Below are 17735 nucleotides of genomic sequence, written 5' to 3' on the forward strand. Positions count from 1 at the left end.
GTCCGGACCATGACAAGCATTCCGCCATCGGCGCCCGCCTCCGGCCCTGCCGGGGGCGGACGGCCGCTGCCCACGAAAGGCGGTCCTGTGACCAGTTCCGGATCCAGAAGACCCCGCAGAGCCCTCCGGCGGCTGGCCGCCACCGGTGTCACCCTCGCCGTCGCGGCCCTCTTCCAGGTGACCGTGGCCGACGCCTCCGACGCCCCCTCGACCACCCGGGACGGCGCGGCCGTCGCGGCGAGCACGACCACGACCCCCAGCAGTCCACTCGCTGACGACCACGGCCTGGAACGGGTGCTCGGCAACAAGGCCCTCGGGTACGCCGCGGCGGACCGCCGTGCCCCCGAGGCCAACTCCTTCGCCGCGGCGGCGACCGTCTGCGACGGCGACGGCACCAGCGGCAGGCGCGTACAGGTCCTCTATGTGCGGGGGGACGGACAGGCCGACCGGTACGGGCAGTTCAAGGGCACGTTCCAGTCGTTCGCGGACCAGATCGACGCCGCGGTCGCGGAGGGGGCGGCGCGCACCGGGAGCACCCGACATGTGCGGTTCGCGACGGACAGCGGCTGCCGCGCGACCGTAGACAACGTTGTCATACCTCAGTCGTCCATGGCCACCGTGGACTCCATCACCAACGCCATCAAGGCCCGCGGCTACAACAGGACGGACCGCAAGTACCTCTTCTACTACGAGAACAGCGGCTGTGGCCTCGCCTACGGCAACGGCGGCGACGACCGGCCCGGGGCGGACAACCCGTACAACGGGGGGCCGCACTACGCCGCGATGGGCACCGGTTGCTGGACCTGGCAGGCCAGCGCGCACGAGGTCCTGCACACCCTCGGCGCGGTCCGCAGCAGCGCCCCGCACGCCACCGCCTACGGGCACTGCTGGGACGACGAGGACATCATGTGCTACAACGACGGCGGCATCCCGAACCCGCCCGGCGCCCTGCAGAAACTGTGCTCCGGCGCCCCGGAGAACCAGGTCGACTGCCACAGCGACGACTACTTCAACACCAACCCGCCGACGGGCAGTTACCTGACGACCCACTGGAACGTGGCGAACAGCCAGTACCTGGTCGGCAGCAGCCCGGGCACCGGTCCGATCCTGGGACTGGCGAACAAGTGCGTGGACGTCGCCTCCTCCAACACGGCCAACGGGACCGCCGTCCAGCTCTGGGGCTGCAACGGCACCGCGGCGCAGCGGTGGACCACGTCCGGGCAGACCCTGCGCGCGTTCGGCAAGTGCATGGACGTGACGTCGAGCGGGACCGCCGACGGGACCAAGGTCCAGCTCTGGGACTGCAACGGAACGGGCGCGCAGAACTGGGTCGCCTACGCCGACGGCACCCTGCGCAACCCGCAGTCGGGCAAGTGCCTCGACGTGACGGACCGGAGCTCGGCTGACGGTGCGCGGCTACAGATCTGGTCCTGTCACGGCGACAGCAACCAGGTCTGGCGCCTGCCCGCCTGACGCCTCCGGGACCGGACCGCGACGCCGGTACGCACGGCCCGCCCCTCGGTCACCCGTTGCCGGGGCTGACCGGGGGGCGGGCGCGTCCGGGCGTGTCGGGTCAGTTCCTGGTGGTGCCCTGCGAGGCACCGTCAGGACGGGCGCCCCAGGCACCGTCGGGGGCACCGGGCGCGGGGAGCGACTGCCAGGCCGGGTCGCTCACGATGGCCTTGACCTGGGCGAGGGACAGCACCGGGGCGGGACGCGTCGCGTCGTCGACCTTCTCCGCGCTGGTGTCGCTGGAGCTGAGGTAGAGGCTGGTGCCGTCGGCGCTGAACACGTGGGCGGAGTGGATCTGGGCACCCGAACCCTCGGCACCGGCCTTGCCGTCCGCGGTGGACGCGGTGGCGGGGTACTCCCAGTTCTTCTCGAGCCGGAGCGTCGATCCATCGGCCAGCACGCTGTTCACGCAGGTGGCGGCGGTGCCGGTCATGTCGGGGCAGGTGGCGTCGGAAACCTCCGAGCCCCTGTCCTCGAGTATGACGTAGATCTGTCCGGAGCCCTCGGCGTCGGTCAGCACCCCCTGGGCGCTGGCGCCGTTGTCGTCGTGGGTGGGCTTGTCCCAGTTGACGCTCACTCCCTGGGGCAGCAGCTCGGAGACCACACGCTCCAGGTCCCTGCTGGTCAGCTCCCTCTGGGTGGGCGGGTCCTGCTGCGCGGTGGGCGACGGCGGGGCACCGACCGCGGCGGGCCGCTCCGATCCGGTGTCCCCCGTCACGGCCACGGCTCCGACGACCAGTCCGGCGACCGCCGCGGCGGTCAGTCCCACCAGGCCCGCCCTTCGGGTGTGCCGCATCCGCCGCCCGCGCGCCAGGCCCTTCGCCGCCAGGTCACCGACCGGCGGCTGGAGGGCCTGCGCACTGGCGCGCAGGACGGCCACGAGCTCGGCCTCCGGCGCACCGGCAGCGGACTGCTGCTCGGGGTTCGTTGCACTCATGTGTGGTCTCCAGAATCGCGTGTGTGGCCACGAGTGGCCGATGAAGAAACGTTCTTGCTCCGTGGGGCGGACTACGGCATGGCCAGTGCCCGCGCCTCGTCGCCGAGCACCGTGCGCAGCTTGTGCAGGGCACGCTGGGAACGGGTCCGGACGGCACCCGCCGACACCCCCATCTGCTGGGCGGTCTCCTCGACACTGAGGTCCTCCCAGTACCGGAGCACGAGGACCGTGCGGTCCTTGACCGGCAGCTCGGCGAGGCCCTGCAGGAGGGCCACCCGAAGGGCCTGGTCCCCCTGTTCCGCCACCTGGTCGGGCAGGGCCGCGTAGGGCCGTTCCCCGTTGCTGCGCCGCCGCCCGTACGAGATGTGGGTGCGCACCAGCACCGTGCGTGCGTAGGCATCCAGGTTGTCCGCCCGCCTGGCCCGCCGCCACGAGCGGTACAGCTTGCCGAGCGCCGTCTGCACCAGGTCCTCGGCCAGGTGCCAGTCCCCGCACAGCAACCAGGCCGTCCTGAACAGGGGCCCCCCGCGCGCCGTGGCGAACTCCATGAAGTCCTCGTCGTCTTTTGCCATCGACCTTCCTCGTCGTGTCGCACCACCGAAATGACACGGGGCTGCACCCTTCATGACGCCCCGGGAGCCGCCCGACGTCACATCACTTCCGGCCCGCACGCACGACGAGGCCCCCGGGGGAAACCCCCGGGGGCCGGACCGCCAGGTCGTCGCGGTCGCCGCCGCGGATCGACCGTGGGTCGTTGGCCGCTCAGTCCCGCTGTGCCCCGCCCGCGCAGAGCGCACGGTCGATCAGGGTGCGCACGGCCGCGTCCACCCGGTCCTGACGGTCGGGGTCCGCATCGTCGTAGCTGTTCACCGAGACGGTCACGGAGCGGGCCCCGTCCGGGGTGACCGCGTTCTCGCTCGCGTAGCCCAGCGCGTTGCCGCCGTGGTGCCAGTAGGTGCCGCCGCAGGTCAGGGTGGTGGACTCCAGGCCTAGCCCGTAGCCGCGGCCGGGTTCGTCCGGGATGGGGTGGGTGCGTCGCATTTCCTCCCACTCGGCCGGACCCAACAGGTCACCGGTGACCAGGGCGGTGAGGAAGCGGTTGACGTCCCGCGGCGTGGTGACGAGCTCGCCCGAGGCGCCGGCAGCGGTGGCGTTGAAGACCGTGGTGTCCGTGGGTCGGGCGTCGCCCGCGTAGGTGTGGTAGCCGCGGACGGAGGGAGCGGGCAGGAAGGGGTCGTCGCCCGGCAACGAGGTGCCGGTGAGGCCCAGGGGCGTGATGACGCGGTCCTTGACCTCCGTTCGCCAGGGGCGGCCGGTGACGGACTCGATGAGCATCCCGGCCAGGACGTAGTTGGTGTTGGAGTACCGCCAGGCGGTGCCGGGTCGGAAGTCGGGTGGCAGGGTCATGGCCGCGGCGACGAGCGTCTCGGCGTCGTGGTGACGCAGTCGGCTCCGGTGGTAGCCGGTCGAGGAGTATCCCGCGGGGAAGGCCTCGGGCACCCGGGTGTAGCTGGGGATGCCGCTGGTGTGCTGGAGCAGGTCGCGGACGGTGACCCCGCTGCCGTCGTTGCCGTTGCCGGTCACGACCCCGGGGAGCCACTCCTCCACCGTGTCGTCCAGGGACAGCTCACCCTCACCCACGAGCTGGAGCACCACCGTCGCCACGAACGCCTTGGTCGTGCTCCCCGCCCGGAAGTGCGCCTGTGGGGAGACCGGAGCGCCGGTGCGCAGGTCGGCTGTTCCGCTGTGGGCGCTGGTGCTGCCCTCCGGGGTGGTCAGGACCGCGGCGACACCGACCGCTCCCGCGGTGTGGACGGCCGTCGTGTCGCGCTGCAACGACGACGGGGAGGCGAGGGCGGTGGGAGCGGTCGTGACCACCACGCTGGTACTCAGCAGCGCCACCGCCCCGGCGAGCAGTCGTCTCACCGCAGCCCCTCGCACAGGGCGGTGTCCACCAGCCGGCGCATGGCCGCCTCGGCGGCCAGCAGTTGCTCGTCCTCGCCGGTCTTGCCGGAGGCGCTGAGGACCACCGAGCGCCGGCCGTCGTCGGTCACGCCGACCCGGACCGTGCCTCCGGCCAGGTCTCCGCCGTGTCCCCAGCGGACGCCGCCGCAGGTGAGCGGTTCCTCCATCAGGCCGAGGCCGTACCGCAGGCCGGGGAACGCGACCTGGAAGTCCTCGGGGACCGGCACGACCCTGCGCATCTCGGCCAGTTGCTCGCGGTCCAGCAGCCGACCACTGACCAGGGCCGTGAAGAAGCGGTCCAGGTCGTGCTGGGTGGTGACCAGCGCGCCGGCCGCACCGGCCCAGCTCATGTTTCGCGTGGTGGTGTCGGTCCAGGAGAGGGAGCCGGGGAACCGCTGGTACGTGTGGGCGTGCGGCTCGGGGAGAGTGGGTTCGTCCCCCGGGGCGTAGGTCCCGGTCAGACCCAGCGGCTCGATGATCCGGGACTCGACCTCCTCCTCCCAGGTGTTACCGGTGACCCGCTGGATGATCAGGCCCGCGAGGACGTAGTTGGGGTTGGAGTAGCTCCACCGCGGCTCCGGGTCGTCGGGGTCCGCGGGCGGGAAGTCGGGCTGGTGGGCGACGGCGCCCGCGACGATCTGCTCCGGATCGACGTGGTCGAACCGGTGCCGTTCGAACGCCTCGGCCGAGGTCTCGGCCTCGCCGGTGGCGTCGTGGTTGTGGATGCCGCTGGTGTGCTGGAGCAGGTGGCGAACGGTGATCCTGCTGCCGTCGTTGCCGTTGCCGGCCACGACCCCGGGGAGCCACTCCTCCACCGTGTCGTCCAGGGACAGCTCACCCTCACCCACGAGCTGGAGCACCACCGTCGCCACGAACGCCTTGGTCGAGCTCGCCGTCCTCAACGTCGCGTTCCGCGGCACGGCTCTGCCGGTGCCCAACTCCGCCTGACCCGCGCTGGCGTGAACCCGTCGGCGCCCGTCGCGGACCTCCACCGACACACTGACGAACCCCGCGTCGCGCAGGGTTCGCTCCACGGCCTGTTGGAGCTGCCGACGATCGAGCCCGTCGGGGTCCGCGTGCCGGGCCGCGCCGCCCGGGGCGTCGCGCGGTTCGGCCTGGACCGCGGCGGCGGAGGAGGCCAGCGCGGCGGTGGCCAGGAGCGCCGCGGCGGCTGCTCGCGGTCCGCGCCGTCCGCGGACGTGGCGGGCTGGCCGGACGGGGACGCGGCTTCTCTTCTCGTTCATGGCCAGCAGCCTCGCGGCCCGGCCCGGGCGGACACCATGGAGGCATCCCCCTGGGTCGGGGTGGGGCTATCCTCAGGTGACGCGTGCTCAGGGCCGTGCCTCCTACCGGTGGTGTGGGGACGGCGGGCTGGGGCCCCGGGGTCGACCGCTCCCGGGGATGGATCGGGGCGTTCCGGACTGGCCAAAAAGTCCTGGCATTGCGCCCCATCGGCACCGTTCATGCCAGAATCAAGGCGCGAGCGACTCATGGTGGACACTCCGGTTCACTGTCACATACAAGACATTGACGTGAACGCGCCACCATCGCACCATGGCCCCATGCTGGAGATCCTCGACCTCGACGCCGATCAGCAGCAGGTTTACGAGGCCCTCGTCGAAGGCGCCGCCACCGTTGCGGAGCTCATCCAGACACTCGAGTTCAGCGAGCCACGGCTCCGCAAGGCGCTCCTCTCACTGGAGAGACTCAACCTGGTCGAGCGGGTCGCCGACCGTCGCGGCGCACCCGCCCGCTACTTCCCCGTCGCCCCCGACACGGCGTTCGCGGCTCTTCTGAGCGCCCGGGAGAAGGAGTTGAGCCGCGCCCGGCGTCACGTGCAGTTGCTCAACACCAAGTTCCGGGTCGCCCACGACCCCAGCGACCCTCTGGACCTCGTGGAGGTGGTCATCGGCAGGAACGCCGTGATGCAGCAGGTCGACGAGCTGCAAAGGAGCGCTCACCACCAGGTGCGGGGCATTGACCGCCCGCCCTACGCGAACAGCGGCCCTGACCGGCTGGACCCGGAGACGGGGATGATGCCGGTGCAGTTGGAGACCATGCGCCGCGGCGTGAGCTACCGGGTGATCTACGACTCCGAGGGCCTGAGCACCGTCCACCTGCAAACGGACTTCCTCGCCTGTTCCAAGTACGGCGAGGAGGCACGGGTGATGCGGGGGACCCCGACGAAACTGCTGATGGCCGACGACAGCCTCTGCATCATCCCCCTGCGCAGCGAGTCGTACCAGATCGCGAGCAGTGTGATCGTGCACCCGTCCGGGCTCCTGGAGGCCCTGGCGCGCTTCTTCGAGGTGCTGTGGAGCCGAGCGGAGCCGATTCTCGGCCACGGTGACCACGCGAGCGTGGAGCCGCACGGCCTCGACCAGGAGGACGCGAGGCTCCTCGCGCTGCTCACCACGGGGCTGACCGACCAGGTGATCGCCAAGCAACTGGGGGTGAGCCACCGCACCTTCCAACGACGCCTGAAGTCACTGATGGAGCAGCTCGGGGTGACGACGCGGTTCCAACTGGGCATGCACGCGGCAAGCATGGGCTGGCTCACCTCGGCACCTCCGGCCGACTGTCCGGTATGAAACCCAATATTCCCGCCAGCCCCATACTCCCTGAGATGTCTCAGCCTTGTCAGGCCTCACAGGCTGCGCTTCCCTGCTCGTGCACGTGTCCCTGCATCTCAGAGCACACCTCCCACCACATGGAGCACCCTGATGACGAAGCGCAGGAACATCACCATTGGTGTGGCCACGGCCATCGCCCTCGCCGCCGTCGGCACCGGCCTCACCCTCCCGGCCAACGCCGCCCCCAAGGAGGGCGTGGTCATCGGCGCGGACTCCGCCAGCGCCATCCCGGGCAGCTACATCGTGACCCTGAAGAAATCCGAACACAGAGCGGCCACCTTCGCGGGCAAGAGCGTCGTCACCGACCACGGTGCCGACATCCAGCGCGTCTACACCCACGCCCTGAACGGGTACGCGGTCACGATGTCCGCCGACGAGGCCCGGCAGCTCGCCGCCGACCCGGCCGTGGACAAGGTCTACGCCGACCAGAAGGTGTCGCTGATGGGCACCCAGACCAACCCGGCGAACTGGGGCCTGGATCGCGTCGACCAGCCCTCCCTTCCGCTGAACCAGACCTACAACTACCCGGACACCGCCGGGTCGGGTGTGACCGCCTACGTCATCGACACCGGCGTCCGCATCACCCACCAGGACCTCGAAGGGCGCGCCTCGAACGGCTATGACGCGATCGACGGGGACAACGTCGCCCAGGACGGCAACGGCCACGGCACCCACGTCGCCACCACCATCGCCGGCGGCCAGTACGGCGTCGCCAAGAAGGCCAACATCGTCGCCGTCCGCGTCCTGAACAACTCGGGCTCCGGCACCACCGCGCAGGTGGTCGCCGGCGTCGACTGGGTGACCGCCAACCACTCCGGCCCCTCGGTGGCCAACATGTCGCTCGGCGCGCCCAGCACCATCACCGCGATCGACGACGCCGTGCGCAACTCGATCGCGTCGGGCGTCACCTACGCCATCGCCGCGGGGAACAGCAACGTCGACGCCAAGAACACCTCGCCCGCCCACGTGACGGAGGCCATCACCGTCGGCGCGACCGACTCCTCCGACACCAGGGCCTACTTCTCCAACTACGGCAACGTCGTTGACCTGTTCGCGCCCGGCGTGAGCATCACCGCCGGCTGGAACACGGGCGACACCGCCACCAACACCATCTCCGGCACCTCGATGGCGACCCCGCACACCGCGGGCGCCGCGGCGATCTACCTGGGCACCCACCCTGACGCCACGCCCGCGCAGGTCCAGCAGGCGCTCATCGACGGCACGTCCAAGAACGTCGTGACCGACCCGGGCAGGAGGACCCCGAACCGGCTCCTGAACATCGTTCCGTGACGGTACGCGCAATGACCACGGGGTGACGCCCGGCTCCTCGGGAGCGGACGGTCCCGGCCCCCGGTGCCGGCGAGGAGCCAGCTCCGGGGGCGGGGCCGGGGACACCTCCCGGCCCCCGGCTGTCGGCCCGAGCGCGACGTGGCGAGAAGTAGTCGGTGTGTCACATACCAGTCATTGACGTGAACGCGACATAACCTCGAGGTGTACTCAGCGGACCCTCGACTTCCGCATCGGGGCCACCAGGGGCCCCGACAGCGACGTCCCCCGAGCGCGGACGGAGGTGGCAGCCGACTCACACCCATCCCCCGGACCGCTGTCCGGTATGCAGCCCAACACCGCTGTTCGCCCCGTACTTCCGAGTTGTCCCTGCCTTGTCAGTCCTTCTCGCCCTGGGCTTCCCTGCTCGTGCACGTGTCCCTGCACCTCAGAGCACCTCCACGAGACGGAGCCCACCCTCATGACGAAGCGCAGGAACATCACCGTCGGTGTGGCCACGGCCATCGCCCTCGCCGCCGTAGGCACCGGCCTTACCCTCCCGGCCAACGCCGCCCCCAAGGAGGGCGTGGTCATCGGCGCGGACGCGTCCAACGCCATCCCGGACAGCTACATCGTCACCCTGAAGAAGGCCGAGCACCGGTCGAGCACCTTCGCGGGCAAGAGCGTCGTCACCAAGTACGGCGCCGACATCGAGCGGGTCTACACCCACGCCCTGAACGGGTACGCGGTCACGATGTCCGCCGACGAGGCCCGGCAGCTCGCCGCCGACCCGGCCGTGGACAAGGTCTACGCCGACCAGANNGTNNCGNNGATGGGCACCCAGNNCAACCCGGNNAACTGGGGCCTGGANCGCNTCGACCAGCCCTCCCTTCCGCTGAACCAGACCTACAACTACCCGGACACCGCCGGGTCGGGTGTGACCGCCTACGTCATCGACACCGGCGTCCGCATCACCCACCAGGACATCGCCGGCCGTGCCTCGAACGGCTACGACGCGGTGGACGGGGACAACGTCGCCCAGGACGGCAACGGCCACGGCACCCACGTCGCCACCACCATCGCGGGAACCCAGTACGGCGTCGCCAAGAAGGCCAAGATCGTCGCCGTCCGGGTCCTGAACAACTCGGGCTCCGGCACCACCGCGCAGGTCGCCGCGGGCATCGACTGGGTCACCCGGAACCACACCGGTCCGTCCGTCGCCAACATGTCCCTCGGCGCCCCCAGCACCATCACCGCCATCGACGACGCCGTGCGCAACTCCATCGCGTCCGGCGTCACCTACGCCATCGCCGCGGGGAACAGCAACACTGACGCCAAGAACACCTCGCCCGCCCACGTGACGGAGGCCATCACCGTCGGCGCCACCGACAAGACCGACACCCGGGCGTACTTCTCCAACTACGGCAGCGTCGTGGACCTGTTCGCCCCCGGCGTGAGCATCACCGCCGGCTGGAACACCAGTGACACCGCCAGCAACACCATCTCCGGCACCTCCATGGCGGCCCCCCACGTCGCCGGCGCCGCGGCGATCTACCTGGGCACCCACCAGGGTGTCACCCCCGCGCAGGTCCAGCAGGCGCTCATCGACGGCTCCTCCAAGGGCGTCGTCAAGGACCCCGGGGCCGGCTCCCCGAACCGGCTCCTGAGGGTCATCCCGTGACGGAGCGCGCGTAGCCACCGCTGACGGGCGTCGTCCCGGACGTGGACGTTCCCGGTGCTGGCCGCTCCGCCAGCACCGGGAACAGGGGTTGGGCCGCCGCCCCGGGACCGGGCGGGTGGCCACGGCCCGGGCGGCCGGATCAGCCGGTGGTGTCCCACCGCCAGTTGCCGCAGATGTCCCTGGCCGCGGGGATGTCGACGCACACCCGGTACTTGATGGACTGCCCGCGGGTGAAGCTGCGGTAGAAGTCCTTGTAGGTGCCACAGCCCCGGTTGTTCTTCAGGGTGACCCGACTGGCTCCGGCCCGCTGGTACTGGGCGTAGACGCTCTTGCCGTCACACTTGGTGTCCGAGACGCGGAAGTCGTCGGTGTTGGTCCAGTAGTTCACCCGGCCGGCCTCCCGCTGCCCGGTGTACACCGAGGCCTTGCCGGTGGCCGAGGCCGGCCCCACCGCCATCACCGACGCGATGCCTACCGCGCACAGGGTGATACCGGTTCGCAGCAGTGCCTGCTTGTTCATGTTCTTCCTCCCCTGGGCCTTCGTGCCTTCCCCTCCACGGCCCAGCCCCATGGCGTTGCTTCCCCTACCTGGTCTGTGGGGGCGGTTCGACGTGCTCGCCCAAGAGTCTGCCGTTCCCGGGCGGGGTCGTCGTTACCCCCGGACGCCAATCCCTTAGCACCGCGCGCCGGCGGACCGTACGACCGGTTTGGGCCGGGTCCTCGCCCTCATCAGCGTCGCCCGGAGACCCCACGGGCAGGGTCGCTTGAGCGAGCCGACGAGCTGAGGCAATATCATCTCTCCAGCGGAGGTGGGAGGAGAGGGCGTGACGGGGGCAAGCGACCGGGAGGCGCACAGCACCGCGATCAAAGTCGCATGGATCACGGCTGCGGGTGTCGTTGCGACGGCGGTCATTGCGGCAGTGGCCAGCTTCGCCGCGAGCGGCGGGGGCGACGGCGACGCTGGACCACCCCCTGGAGCTGGCGGGAGCAGCATGAGCACGCCCACGGCGGAGCCAACCGAGTCGGCGGATGAGAAGCCCTCCGAAGCCGCCTCGCCCACGAAACGAGCCGAGCTTGCTTTCTTCATCGAGCCCGACAGTGGCGAGAGGGGAAGCACAGCAACCGTTGCGGGCGGAGGTTTCCGTCCCGGCGAGGGCGTACGCATCTCGTTCGCGCTCCCTGGGAACGGGAGCGACGGAGACGCCATCCGAGACGTGAGGGCCGACGAGTCGGGCGCGTTCAGCGCCGAGGTGACCATCCCCAGCAAGAACGCGTTCTACGGCACCCCGCTGGAAGAAGGCCAGATCAGGATGATCGCGAAGGGTCTCACAAGCGAGCGCACCACCGACACGTACTACACGATCACCCTGCCGTAGCCTTCCCAACGGCCTTCGCCGGGCGCAGCGCAAGGCTGTTGCGAACAGTCGGAACGCCGCACCGGCACCACGACGTCACGGCCCCACGGCACCGCCACCGTGGCCGCGATCCGGCTCCGGCCCCGTCCGTGATCCGCCGGACAGCACCTGTCGGTGAGGCGCTCGAATACCAGTGGCACAGCCCCGCGGTGCGCCGTTACCGTGCTCCCACACCACGTCGTCCAGTCAGGGACATGCCGTTGTACACCGTGTGAGACCTCCCGAGCGCTGATTCGTCGCGCGTCGCGCCTGTGCGCCGCGCTCCTTCTTGCTGCGGACTTCTCACCTGGAACCGGTGTACTCCTGTGCTCAATAGCTGGGTGGTCACGCCCACCTGCCTGCCCCTCGTTCTCCGCCCTTGCCACGCCTGCGCGTCCGCGCGCTTCCGGACGAGCGGCAAGTTCCGCGTCAACGCCAACCACAAGCTCATCGACGCCTGGCTCCTCGTGCTCTGTACCGCGTGCGGGGAAACCGCGAAGCTCACGGTCCTGGAGCGGGTGAACGTGCGCTCCGTACGACCCGAGCTGCTGGACCGGCTGCACGGCAACGACCCTGGCCTGACAGCCGAGCTGCTCCAGGACCCGGTCGTGCGGCGCCGTAATCGTGTTGCTCTCGACTGGGACAACGCCTGGCGCCTCGACACCGGCGGATCGGACCACCTGGACCGCGAGGTGATCGACGTCTCGGTCCGCTTCGCGGCGCGGATTCCTGTCCGGCCGGTGCGACTGATCGCCGAAGGTTGCGGTCTGTCACGGTCCGAGGTCGAGAGGCTGCTCACCGAGGGGAAACTCGTGTCGGCTGTCCGGCTGGACGGCAAGCTCGCCGCCGACTTCACCTTCACGCTCAAGCGCTGAGCCCTCTCGGGGCCGGGGCCTGTCCGGCGAGATCCGCCGGACGGGCCCCGCACCCCGGGCCGGCCCGCGCACCCAGCCGGTCCCCGGCGGGGCCCGCCCGTGGTCCGCCGGGGTCCCGTGCCGGGCGGGAGGCCACCGGGGTCCGTGGGGCCCGTCAGCGGCTCCCCTTCCTCGGCGCGCGTCGGCGACCGGCGAGGAGCCTGAGGGCCGCGGCGACCGGAGCGAGCGCCACCTTGCCGACGCGGGCGGCCGACGGGTTGACCGGGTCGGTGTCGCGGATCGGCACCCGCGGGGCGTCCGGCCGCAGCACCCGGCGCACCGACTCGGCAGCCTCCAACCCCGACCGCACCGCACCCTCCATGCCCGCCATCCCGGGCGGACCGGCGCAGAAGTCACCGGCGACGTGCAGGTTCGTCAGTGCCGTGGAGCTGTTCGGCCGGAAGCGGTCACTGCCAGGACCCGGGGCGTAGAACGGCACCGCGAAGTGCGGTTGGTAGCAGACGTGCTCGATGTCGTCCCAGGTGAGCACCGGCATGTAGCTCATCAGCTCGTCGACGAGGACCTTGACCGCCTCGGACTCGGACAGCTCCGCCAGTCGCGAGACACGGCCGACCACGCAGTTGAGGACGCTGGTGGTGTGCCCGTCCCACACCTGGCCGACGTCGAGGAGGGTGATCGCGTGCGGCGACCCGACCAGGCGGACGTGCTCGTTCGGCAGTCCCGGCAGGCGCCGGCGCAGGTACAGGTGGAGCGCCCCCAGCGGGCGGGAGCGCAGCTCGTCCACCCCGAACGGCGGTCGTAGGGCGCTGGTGACGGGACGGCCGAGCCGGGACAGGCACCCGTGGGGGACGGCCAGGACGACGTGCCCGGTGACGGGCTCGGTCACGGTGTCGCCGGCGCGCACCGTGAGGGAGTCCAGGCGGTCACCGTCCACGGAGACCTCGAGCAGCTCCACCCCGGTGCGGACCTCGACCCCGCTGTCCTCCAGCCGCTTGCGGAACGGGCCGATGAACGACTCCTGGAGGCTGCCCCTGGGCATCCGCACCTTGCCGGGGTGCTGCGAGAACGCCGCGACGCTGCCGCGGAAGCTCGCCGCCGACGCCAGGTCGCCCTCCGCGGCGCTGGACGCGACGAACAGGTGCTCCAGGTCGGCGATCACCGCTTCGGTCAGGTACCAGCGGCTGCGCAGGAAGCTGGCGAGGGACTCGTCACGCCCGTGGTACCGCTGGGCGAGCAGGTCGATGATCCCGTAGTAGAAGAGCATCCGGTCGGCGGCCGGGGTGACCCCCGAGCGGATGTCCCTGATCAGGTCACCCATCGAGGAGATCGTCTGGAAGGTGCGGAAGGTCGGGAACTCACCGGGCATCAACTGGTAGAAGTTGTCGCACTCGCGCAGGTTCCCGGTGATACCGAGCTCCTCCACCAGGTGGAGCGTGTTGCGGTACCAGGCGGGGAAGATGTGCACCCCGTGGTCCTCGACCCGGCCCTCGATCACCTTCGACCCGGACATCCCACCGAGCTCGGCAGAGGCTTCGAGGAGCCGGACCGGAACGCCGGACTTGCGGATCTCCCACGCCGCGGCCATCCCGGCGAGGCCGCCTCCCACCACCGTGACCCCGGTCATCGCTGCTCCGATCCACTGACGGCGGCCGTGTAGCCGGACAGGGCCATGATGGGGTAGATGAGGCGCAGCATGCTGTCCCGCCAGTAGAAGCTGTCGTGGTGCACCACCCAGGTGTGCCACGGTTCGTCCCAGTCGCCGTCGGCCCGCTGGGTGCGGACGAGGAAGTCGAGGCCGGTGCGGACCGGCTCGCTGTCGGCGCGCCCGGCGGCGATCAGGGCGATCAGCGCCCAGCCCGTCTGCGACGGGGTGCTCTCTCCCCTGCCGTGCCACTCCGGGTCGTGCAGGGCGCGGATGTCCTCGCCCCACCCGCCGTCGGCCTGCTGGTGCGCGACGATCCAGTCGCACGCCCGGGTCACCGCGGGGTCGGTGCCCGGCACCCCGCACGCGGTGAGCCCGGTGACCGCCGCGCTGGTGCCGTGGAGGTGGTAGCAGGCCCACCAACCGGGCCACGACCCGTCCTGGTGCTGGTTGCGGCGCAGCCATTCGACTCCCCGCCGGGCGGCGGGGGTGTCCGCCTGGCCGTTGGCGCCCAGGGCTTCCAGCACGTGCCCGGTGACGTCGGCCGAGGGGGCCTCCAGGAAGCCGATGCGGGCCAGCGCGTCGCGTCCGGGCAGCTTCCAGCGCAGGGGCTCGAAGGCCGCCCAGCCGCCGTCGTCGCACTGCTGGGAGATCATCCACTGGCAGGCCCGCTCGCAGGCGTCGTCCACCTCGGCGTCGGCGCCGCGGGGGTGGAGCCGACGCAGCGCCGCCACCGCCCAGGAGGTGTCGTCCGCGTCCGGGTTGGCGTTGTTGGTGAACTCGTACGGCCACCCGCCGATCACCGGGTCCTTGGTGAGCACCGCCCAGTCGCCCAGCTCGGTGACCTGGTTGTCGAGCAGCCAGCGCACCGCCTTCTCCGCGGCGGCCCTGGTGTCGGGGTCGCCGGACATGCCGGCCGCGGACACCGCGAGGGCGGTGTCCATCACCACCGACGTCCACATCTCCACCCGGTGTTGTCCGTCCTTGGTGACGACGTAGTCGTCGAGTGACGCCAACCCCCTCCTGAAGACTGAGTGGTCCTGTGGGCAGCCGACCGCCTTCAGACCCAACAGGACGTTGGCTGTCTGCGGCCAGTTGCCGCCCCAGCTCCCGTCCCGCTCCTGGGTGCTGAACAGCCACTTCGCCGCCTTCTTGACCGCACGGCGGCGCAGGAAGCGGATCGGGTGGTCGGCGTACCAGTGGCTGAGCCCGGTCACGATCCGGGCGCCGGCCGATCTCGGCAGCCGCTGCCGGTCCCCTCCGCTCCGGGCGTACAGCTCCCCGATCCCGAATCCGGCGGGGGTGACGGGGCGTTCGGCCATGAACAGGCTGTTGCCGACGAGGACGCCGCGGGCCGCCGCGCCCACGTGGAAGATGTTGACGGGGAACCAGTTCGGCAGCAGCACGATCTCCGGTGGGATGATCGGGATGTCGCGCCACGGCCACAGCCCGATCAGGGACAGCCACGCGAGCATCGTCGGGTTGTCGACGGCCTCGATGCCGCCGTTGCGCCGGATCGACGCGGCTGCCGCGCGCATCGCCGGCTCCTCGGGCTCGTGGCCGGCGAGTCGCAGCGCCACGTAGCAGAAGACGGACAGCAACAGGGCGTCGGGGCCCTTGTGGTAGGCCGCCCACCCGCCGGTGGCCGTCTGCTCGCTGAGGATCGTCTCCGCCGCCGCGGCCGACACCTCGTCGTCCGGTGTCCCCAGGTGGTGCAGGAACATGACTTCGGCGGCCTCACCGAGCACGCTGGTGACGAACTCGCCCTTCCAGTAGCCCGCCGGGTCCTGGCACCGCCGGAGCGCGCCGAGCGCCAGGGCCAGGGCCTGATCGACGCCGGGGGCGGGCCCGGTGGCGTCCTTGGTCATCGCTGCGTTCCTCTCGCCATTCCGCAGGTCCTCATGTGTGCCGGTTCGGTGCTCGTCGCCGTGGCCGCGATCTTGAACTGACGGACGAGCATGAACAGCGGAAAGCTCACCGCCAGCGCCAGCAGTGGGGCGCCGACGATGTACGCCCACACGTGCCGGATGCCGAGTCGTCGCCCCTCGACGACCATGAACACCGCCAGCATGGCCCAGACGAGCGTGAGGTCCGCGTAGATGAACTTGCCCGCCAGGTTCGACAGCGCCTCCTCGACGAAGCCCGTGACGATGCCGAGCCCACGGTCGCTGTTCTCCAGCACGTAGGCGATGGCCAGCGACGACATGAAGACGAAGCCGGCGACGGCGAGCAGCCCGTAGCACACGCACATGGCACGGTCGTTGCCGCGCATCTCACTGAATCGCACCACATCGGACTCCAGAGCGGTCGTTGGGCCGGTCGGTCGGACCCGGGTCAGTCATAGCGGTAGTCGTCGAGGTCGAAGTGCCTGGCCCGCCAGGCGGCCTCGTAGGTCGTGGCCGGGCGGACCGCCGGTGCGTCCCCGCGGCCGTCGAAGTAGTAACTGTTCGACCCCCGGCACCTCTCGTTGGCGAAGATCGTGTTCCGCTGGCGGCGCAGCATCTTCCGGAACGACCTGTCGTGCTTCTCCGGTCGGACGGCCGCCTGGGTGGCACGCCGCCGCCGAGCCTCCTTGATCACCCGGAGCGCGTGCGTGACCTGGTAGTCGATGCCCCCGAACCAGGACCCGCCGGTGAAGGAGTACGGCCCGACGATGAACCACAGGTTCGGGTAGCCCTTGACCGAACTCCCCTCGTAGGCCTGGAACCGCTCGGTCCTCCAGAACTCCTTGATGTCACGGCCGCCGATCCCGTGCATCGGGAACGGCGGCAGGTTCTCCAGGACGTGGAAACCGGTGGCCAGCACCAGCACGTCGAGGTCCCGCTCGGTGCCGTCGGCCGTGCGGATGCCGGTCTCCGTCACCTGGTCGATCGGCTCGGTGACGAGCTCGACGTCGTCGCGGGTGAAGGTCCGCCAGTACCCCTTGGAGAACGAGGGGCGCTTGCAACCCAACGCGTACCCGGGGGTGAGCTTGCGGATCAGCTCCCGGTCGCCCCTGACCTGGCTGCGCAGGTAGAGCCGGGACACCGCTTCGCCGAGCTTCACCAGGAAGGGGAACTGACGGTTGTGGATCATGGCGATCACGAAGCTGATCTCCGTCACGCCGTCCGTGAACGTCCGGATCGCCCGCTGGGTCAGCGGAACGGTCCGGAACAGGCGGCGGACGGCGGCGGGCACCACGAAGTCCGGTTTGGGGAACAGCCAGATCGGGGTGCGCTGGAAGACGTGCAGCCGCTCCACCGACGGAGCGATCTCCGGAACCACCTGCACGGCCGACGCTCCCGTGCCGACCACTCCCACCCGTTGACCGGCGAGCTCCAGCGACTGGTCCCACCGCGCGGTGTGGACCACGGTTCCCTTGAACCGGTCGAGCCCCTCGATGTCCGGCTGTTTCGGCTGGGTGAGCCAGCCGGTGGCGCAGACGACGAACCGGGCCGTCAGCACGGTGCCGTCCTGGAGGAAGACCCGCCACAGGTGGGCCGCCTCGTCGTACTCGGCGCGCACCACCCTGGAGCTCAGCCGGAAACGGTCCCGGATGCCGTACTTGTCCGCGCAGTGGTCCGCGTAGGCCTTCAGTTCCGAGCCGGGCGGGAAGGCACGCGACCACGACGGGTACGGCTCGAAGGCGTAGGAGTACGAGAAGGCGGTGATGTCCACGGCGATGCCGGGGTACCTGTTGGCGTGCCAGGTGCCGCCGATGTCGTCCAGTTCGTCCACGACGAGGAAGTTCTCGATGCCGGCGCGGCGCAACCCGATCGCCGTGCCGATCCCGGAGAACCCGGCGCCGATGACCAGCACCTCGTGTTCGGGTGCCACCGGTGTCCCCTCCT

General features: G+C 70.7%; 15 protein-coding genes. 6 read left to right on the forward strand and 9 right to left on the reverse strand.

What is annotated here, in order from left to right:
• Positions 1–87: 87 nt before the first annotated feature.
• Positions 88–1473 carry a ricin-type beta-trefoil lectin domain protein gene (locus tag A3IG_RS35275; protein WP_051087540.1) on the forward strand — a complete coding sequence of 462 codons (1386 nt, stop codon included), beginning with the start codon at positions 88–90 and terminating at the stop codon, positions 1471–1473.
• Between the two features lie 100 nt (positions 1474–1573).
• On the opposite strand, the gene A3IG_RS0117680 is transcribed toward A3IG_RS35275, so the two are convergent.
• The 4 genes from A3IG_RS0117680 to A3IG_RS30190 all read right to left on the reverse strand — a co-directional run bounded on the left by A3IG_RS0117680 (position 1574) and on the right by A3IG_RS30190 (position 5658).
• Entirely contained in the window at positions 1574–2449 is an 876-nt protein-coding gene (locus tag A3IG_RS0117680) for a hypothetical protein (RefSeq protein ID WP_018384917.1), read from the reverse strand.
• Positions 2450–2520: 71 nt separating this feature from the next.
• Complete coding sequence (locus tag A3IG_RS0117685) at positions 2521–3021, reverse strand: SigE family RNA polymerase sigma factor (protein ID WP_018384918.1); 501 nt, start codon at positions 3019–3021, stop codon at positions 2521–2523.
• Positions 3022–3211: 190 nt separating this feature from the next.
• Positions 3212–4375: a serine hydrolase domain-containing protein gene (locus A3IG_RS0117690; RefSeq protein WP_018384919.1), complete on the reverse strand. Its 1164-nt coding sequence runs from the start codon at positions 4373–4375 to the stop codon at positions 3212–3214.
• Complete coding sequence (locus A3IG_RS30190) at positions 4372–5658, reverse strand: serine hydrolase domain-containing protein (protein ID WP_018384920.1); 1287 nt, start codon at positions 5656–5658, stop codon at positions 4372–4374. The genes A3IG_RS0117690 and A3IG_RS30190 overlap by 4 nt, the downstream gene beginning before the upstream one ends.
• 318 nt (positions 5659–5976) lie before the next feature.
• Here A3IG_RS30190 and A3IG_RS0117700 point away from each other — a divergent pair, with 318 nt between their 5' ends.
• The 3 genes from A3IG_RS0117700 (at position 5977) to A3IG_RS0117710 (ending at position 9994) form a co-directional block, all read left to right on the forward strand.
• On the forward strand, positions 5977–7005 hold the full coding sequence (locus tag A3IG_RS0117700; RefSeq protein WP_018384921.1) for a helix-turn-helix domain-containing protein: 1029 nt from the start codon (positions 5977–5979) through the stop codon (positions 7003–7005).
• Between the two features lie 132 nt (positions 7006–7137).
• A complete protein-coding gene (locus tag A3IG_RS0117705) occupies positions 7138–8337 on the forward strand; it encodes a S8 family peptidase (RefSeq protein WP_018384922.1) in 1200 nt (399 codons plus the stop codon).
• Positions 8338–8794: 457 nt separating this feature from the next.
• A complete protein-coding gene (locus A3IG_RS0117710) occupies positions 8795–9994 on the forward strand; it encodes a S8 family peptidase (protein WP_018384923.1) in 1200 nt (399 codons plus the stop codon).
• A gap of 139 nt (positions 9995–10133) precedes the next feature.
• On the opposite strand, the gene A3IG_RS30195 is transcribed toward A3IG_RS0117710, so the two are convergent.
• Positions 10134–10514 (reverse strand): hypothetical protein, encoded by a 381-nt coding sequence (locus tag A3IG_RS30195; protein ID WP_018384924.1) that lies wholly within the window; start codon positions 10512–10514, stop codon positions 10134–10136.
• A 304-nt stretch (positions 10515–10818) separates the two neighbouring features.
• Between A3IG_RS30195 and A3IG_RS30200 the strand changes: the two genes are divergently transcribed.
• Complete coding sequence (locus A3IG_RS30200) at positions 10819–11370, forward strand: hypothetical protein (protein ID WP_018384925.1); 552 nt, start codon at positions 10819–10821, stop codon at positions 11368–11370.
• 344 nt (positions 11371–11714) lie between these two features.
• A complete protein-coding gene (locus A3IG_RS0117725; RefSeq protein ID WP_026220374.1) occupies positions 11715–12263 on the forward strand; it encodes a DUF1062 domain-containing protein in 549 nt (182 codons plus the stop codon).
• Positions 12264–12417: 154 nt separating this feature from the next.
• On the opposite strand, the gene A3IG_RS0117730 is transcribed toward A3IG_RS0117725, so the two are convergent.
• Genes A3IG_RS0117730 through A3IG_RS0117745 form a run of 4 tightly spaced genes read right to left on the reverse strand, consistent with a single transcriptional unit; the run spans position 12418 to position 17721 of the window.
• On the reverse strand, positions 12418–13887 hold the full coding sequence (locus A3IG_RS0117730; RefSeq protein WP_018384927.1) for an FAD-dependent oxidoreductase: 1470 nt from the start codon (positions 13885–13887) through the stop codon (positions 12418–12420).
• Entirely contained in the window at positions 13884–15773 is a 1890-nt protein-coding gene (gene shc, locus A3IG_RS0117735; RefSeq protein WP_018384928.1) for a squalene--hopene cyclase, read from the reverse strand. The genes A3IG_RS0117730 and shc overlap by 4 nt, the downstream gene beginning before the upstream one ends.
• A complete protein-coding gene (locus tag A3IG_RS0117740) occupies positions 15770–16195 on the reverse strand; it encodes a DUF2834 domain-containing protein (RefSeq protein WP_018384929.1) in 426 nt (141 codons plus the stop codon). Before A3IG_RS0117740 ends, shc begins: the two co-directional genes overlap by 4 nt.
• Before the next feature lie 44 nt (positions 16196–16239).
• The gene (locus tag A3IG_RS0117745; RefSeq protein ID WP_018384930.1) at positions 16240–17721 is read right to left on the reverse strand and encodes a flavin-containing monooxygenase; all 1482 of its coding nucleotides are present in this window, start codon (positions 17719–17721) and stop codon (positions 16240–16242) included.
• Positions 17722–17735: the final 14 nt, after the last annotated feature.

The organism is Wenjunlia vitaminophila DSM 41686 (assembly GCF_000380165.1).
Lineage (GTDB): Bacteria > Actinomycetota > Actinomycetes > Streptomycetales > Streptomycetaceae > Wenjunlia > Wenjunlia vitaminophila.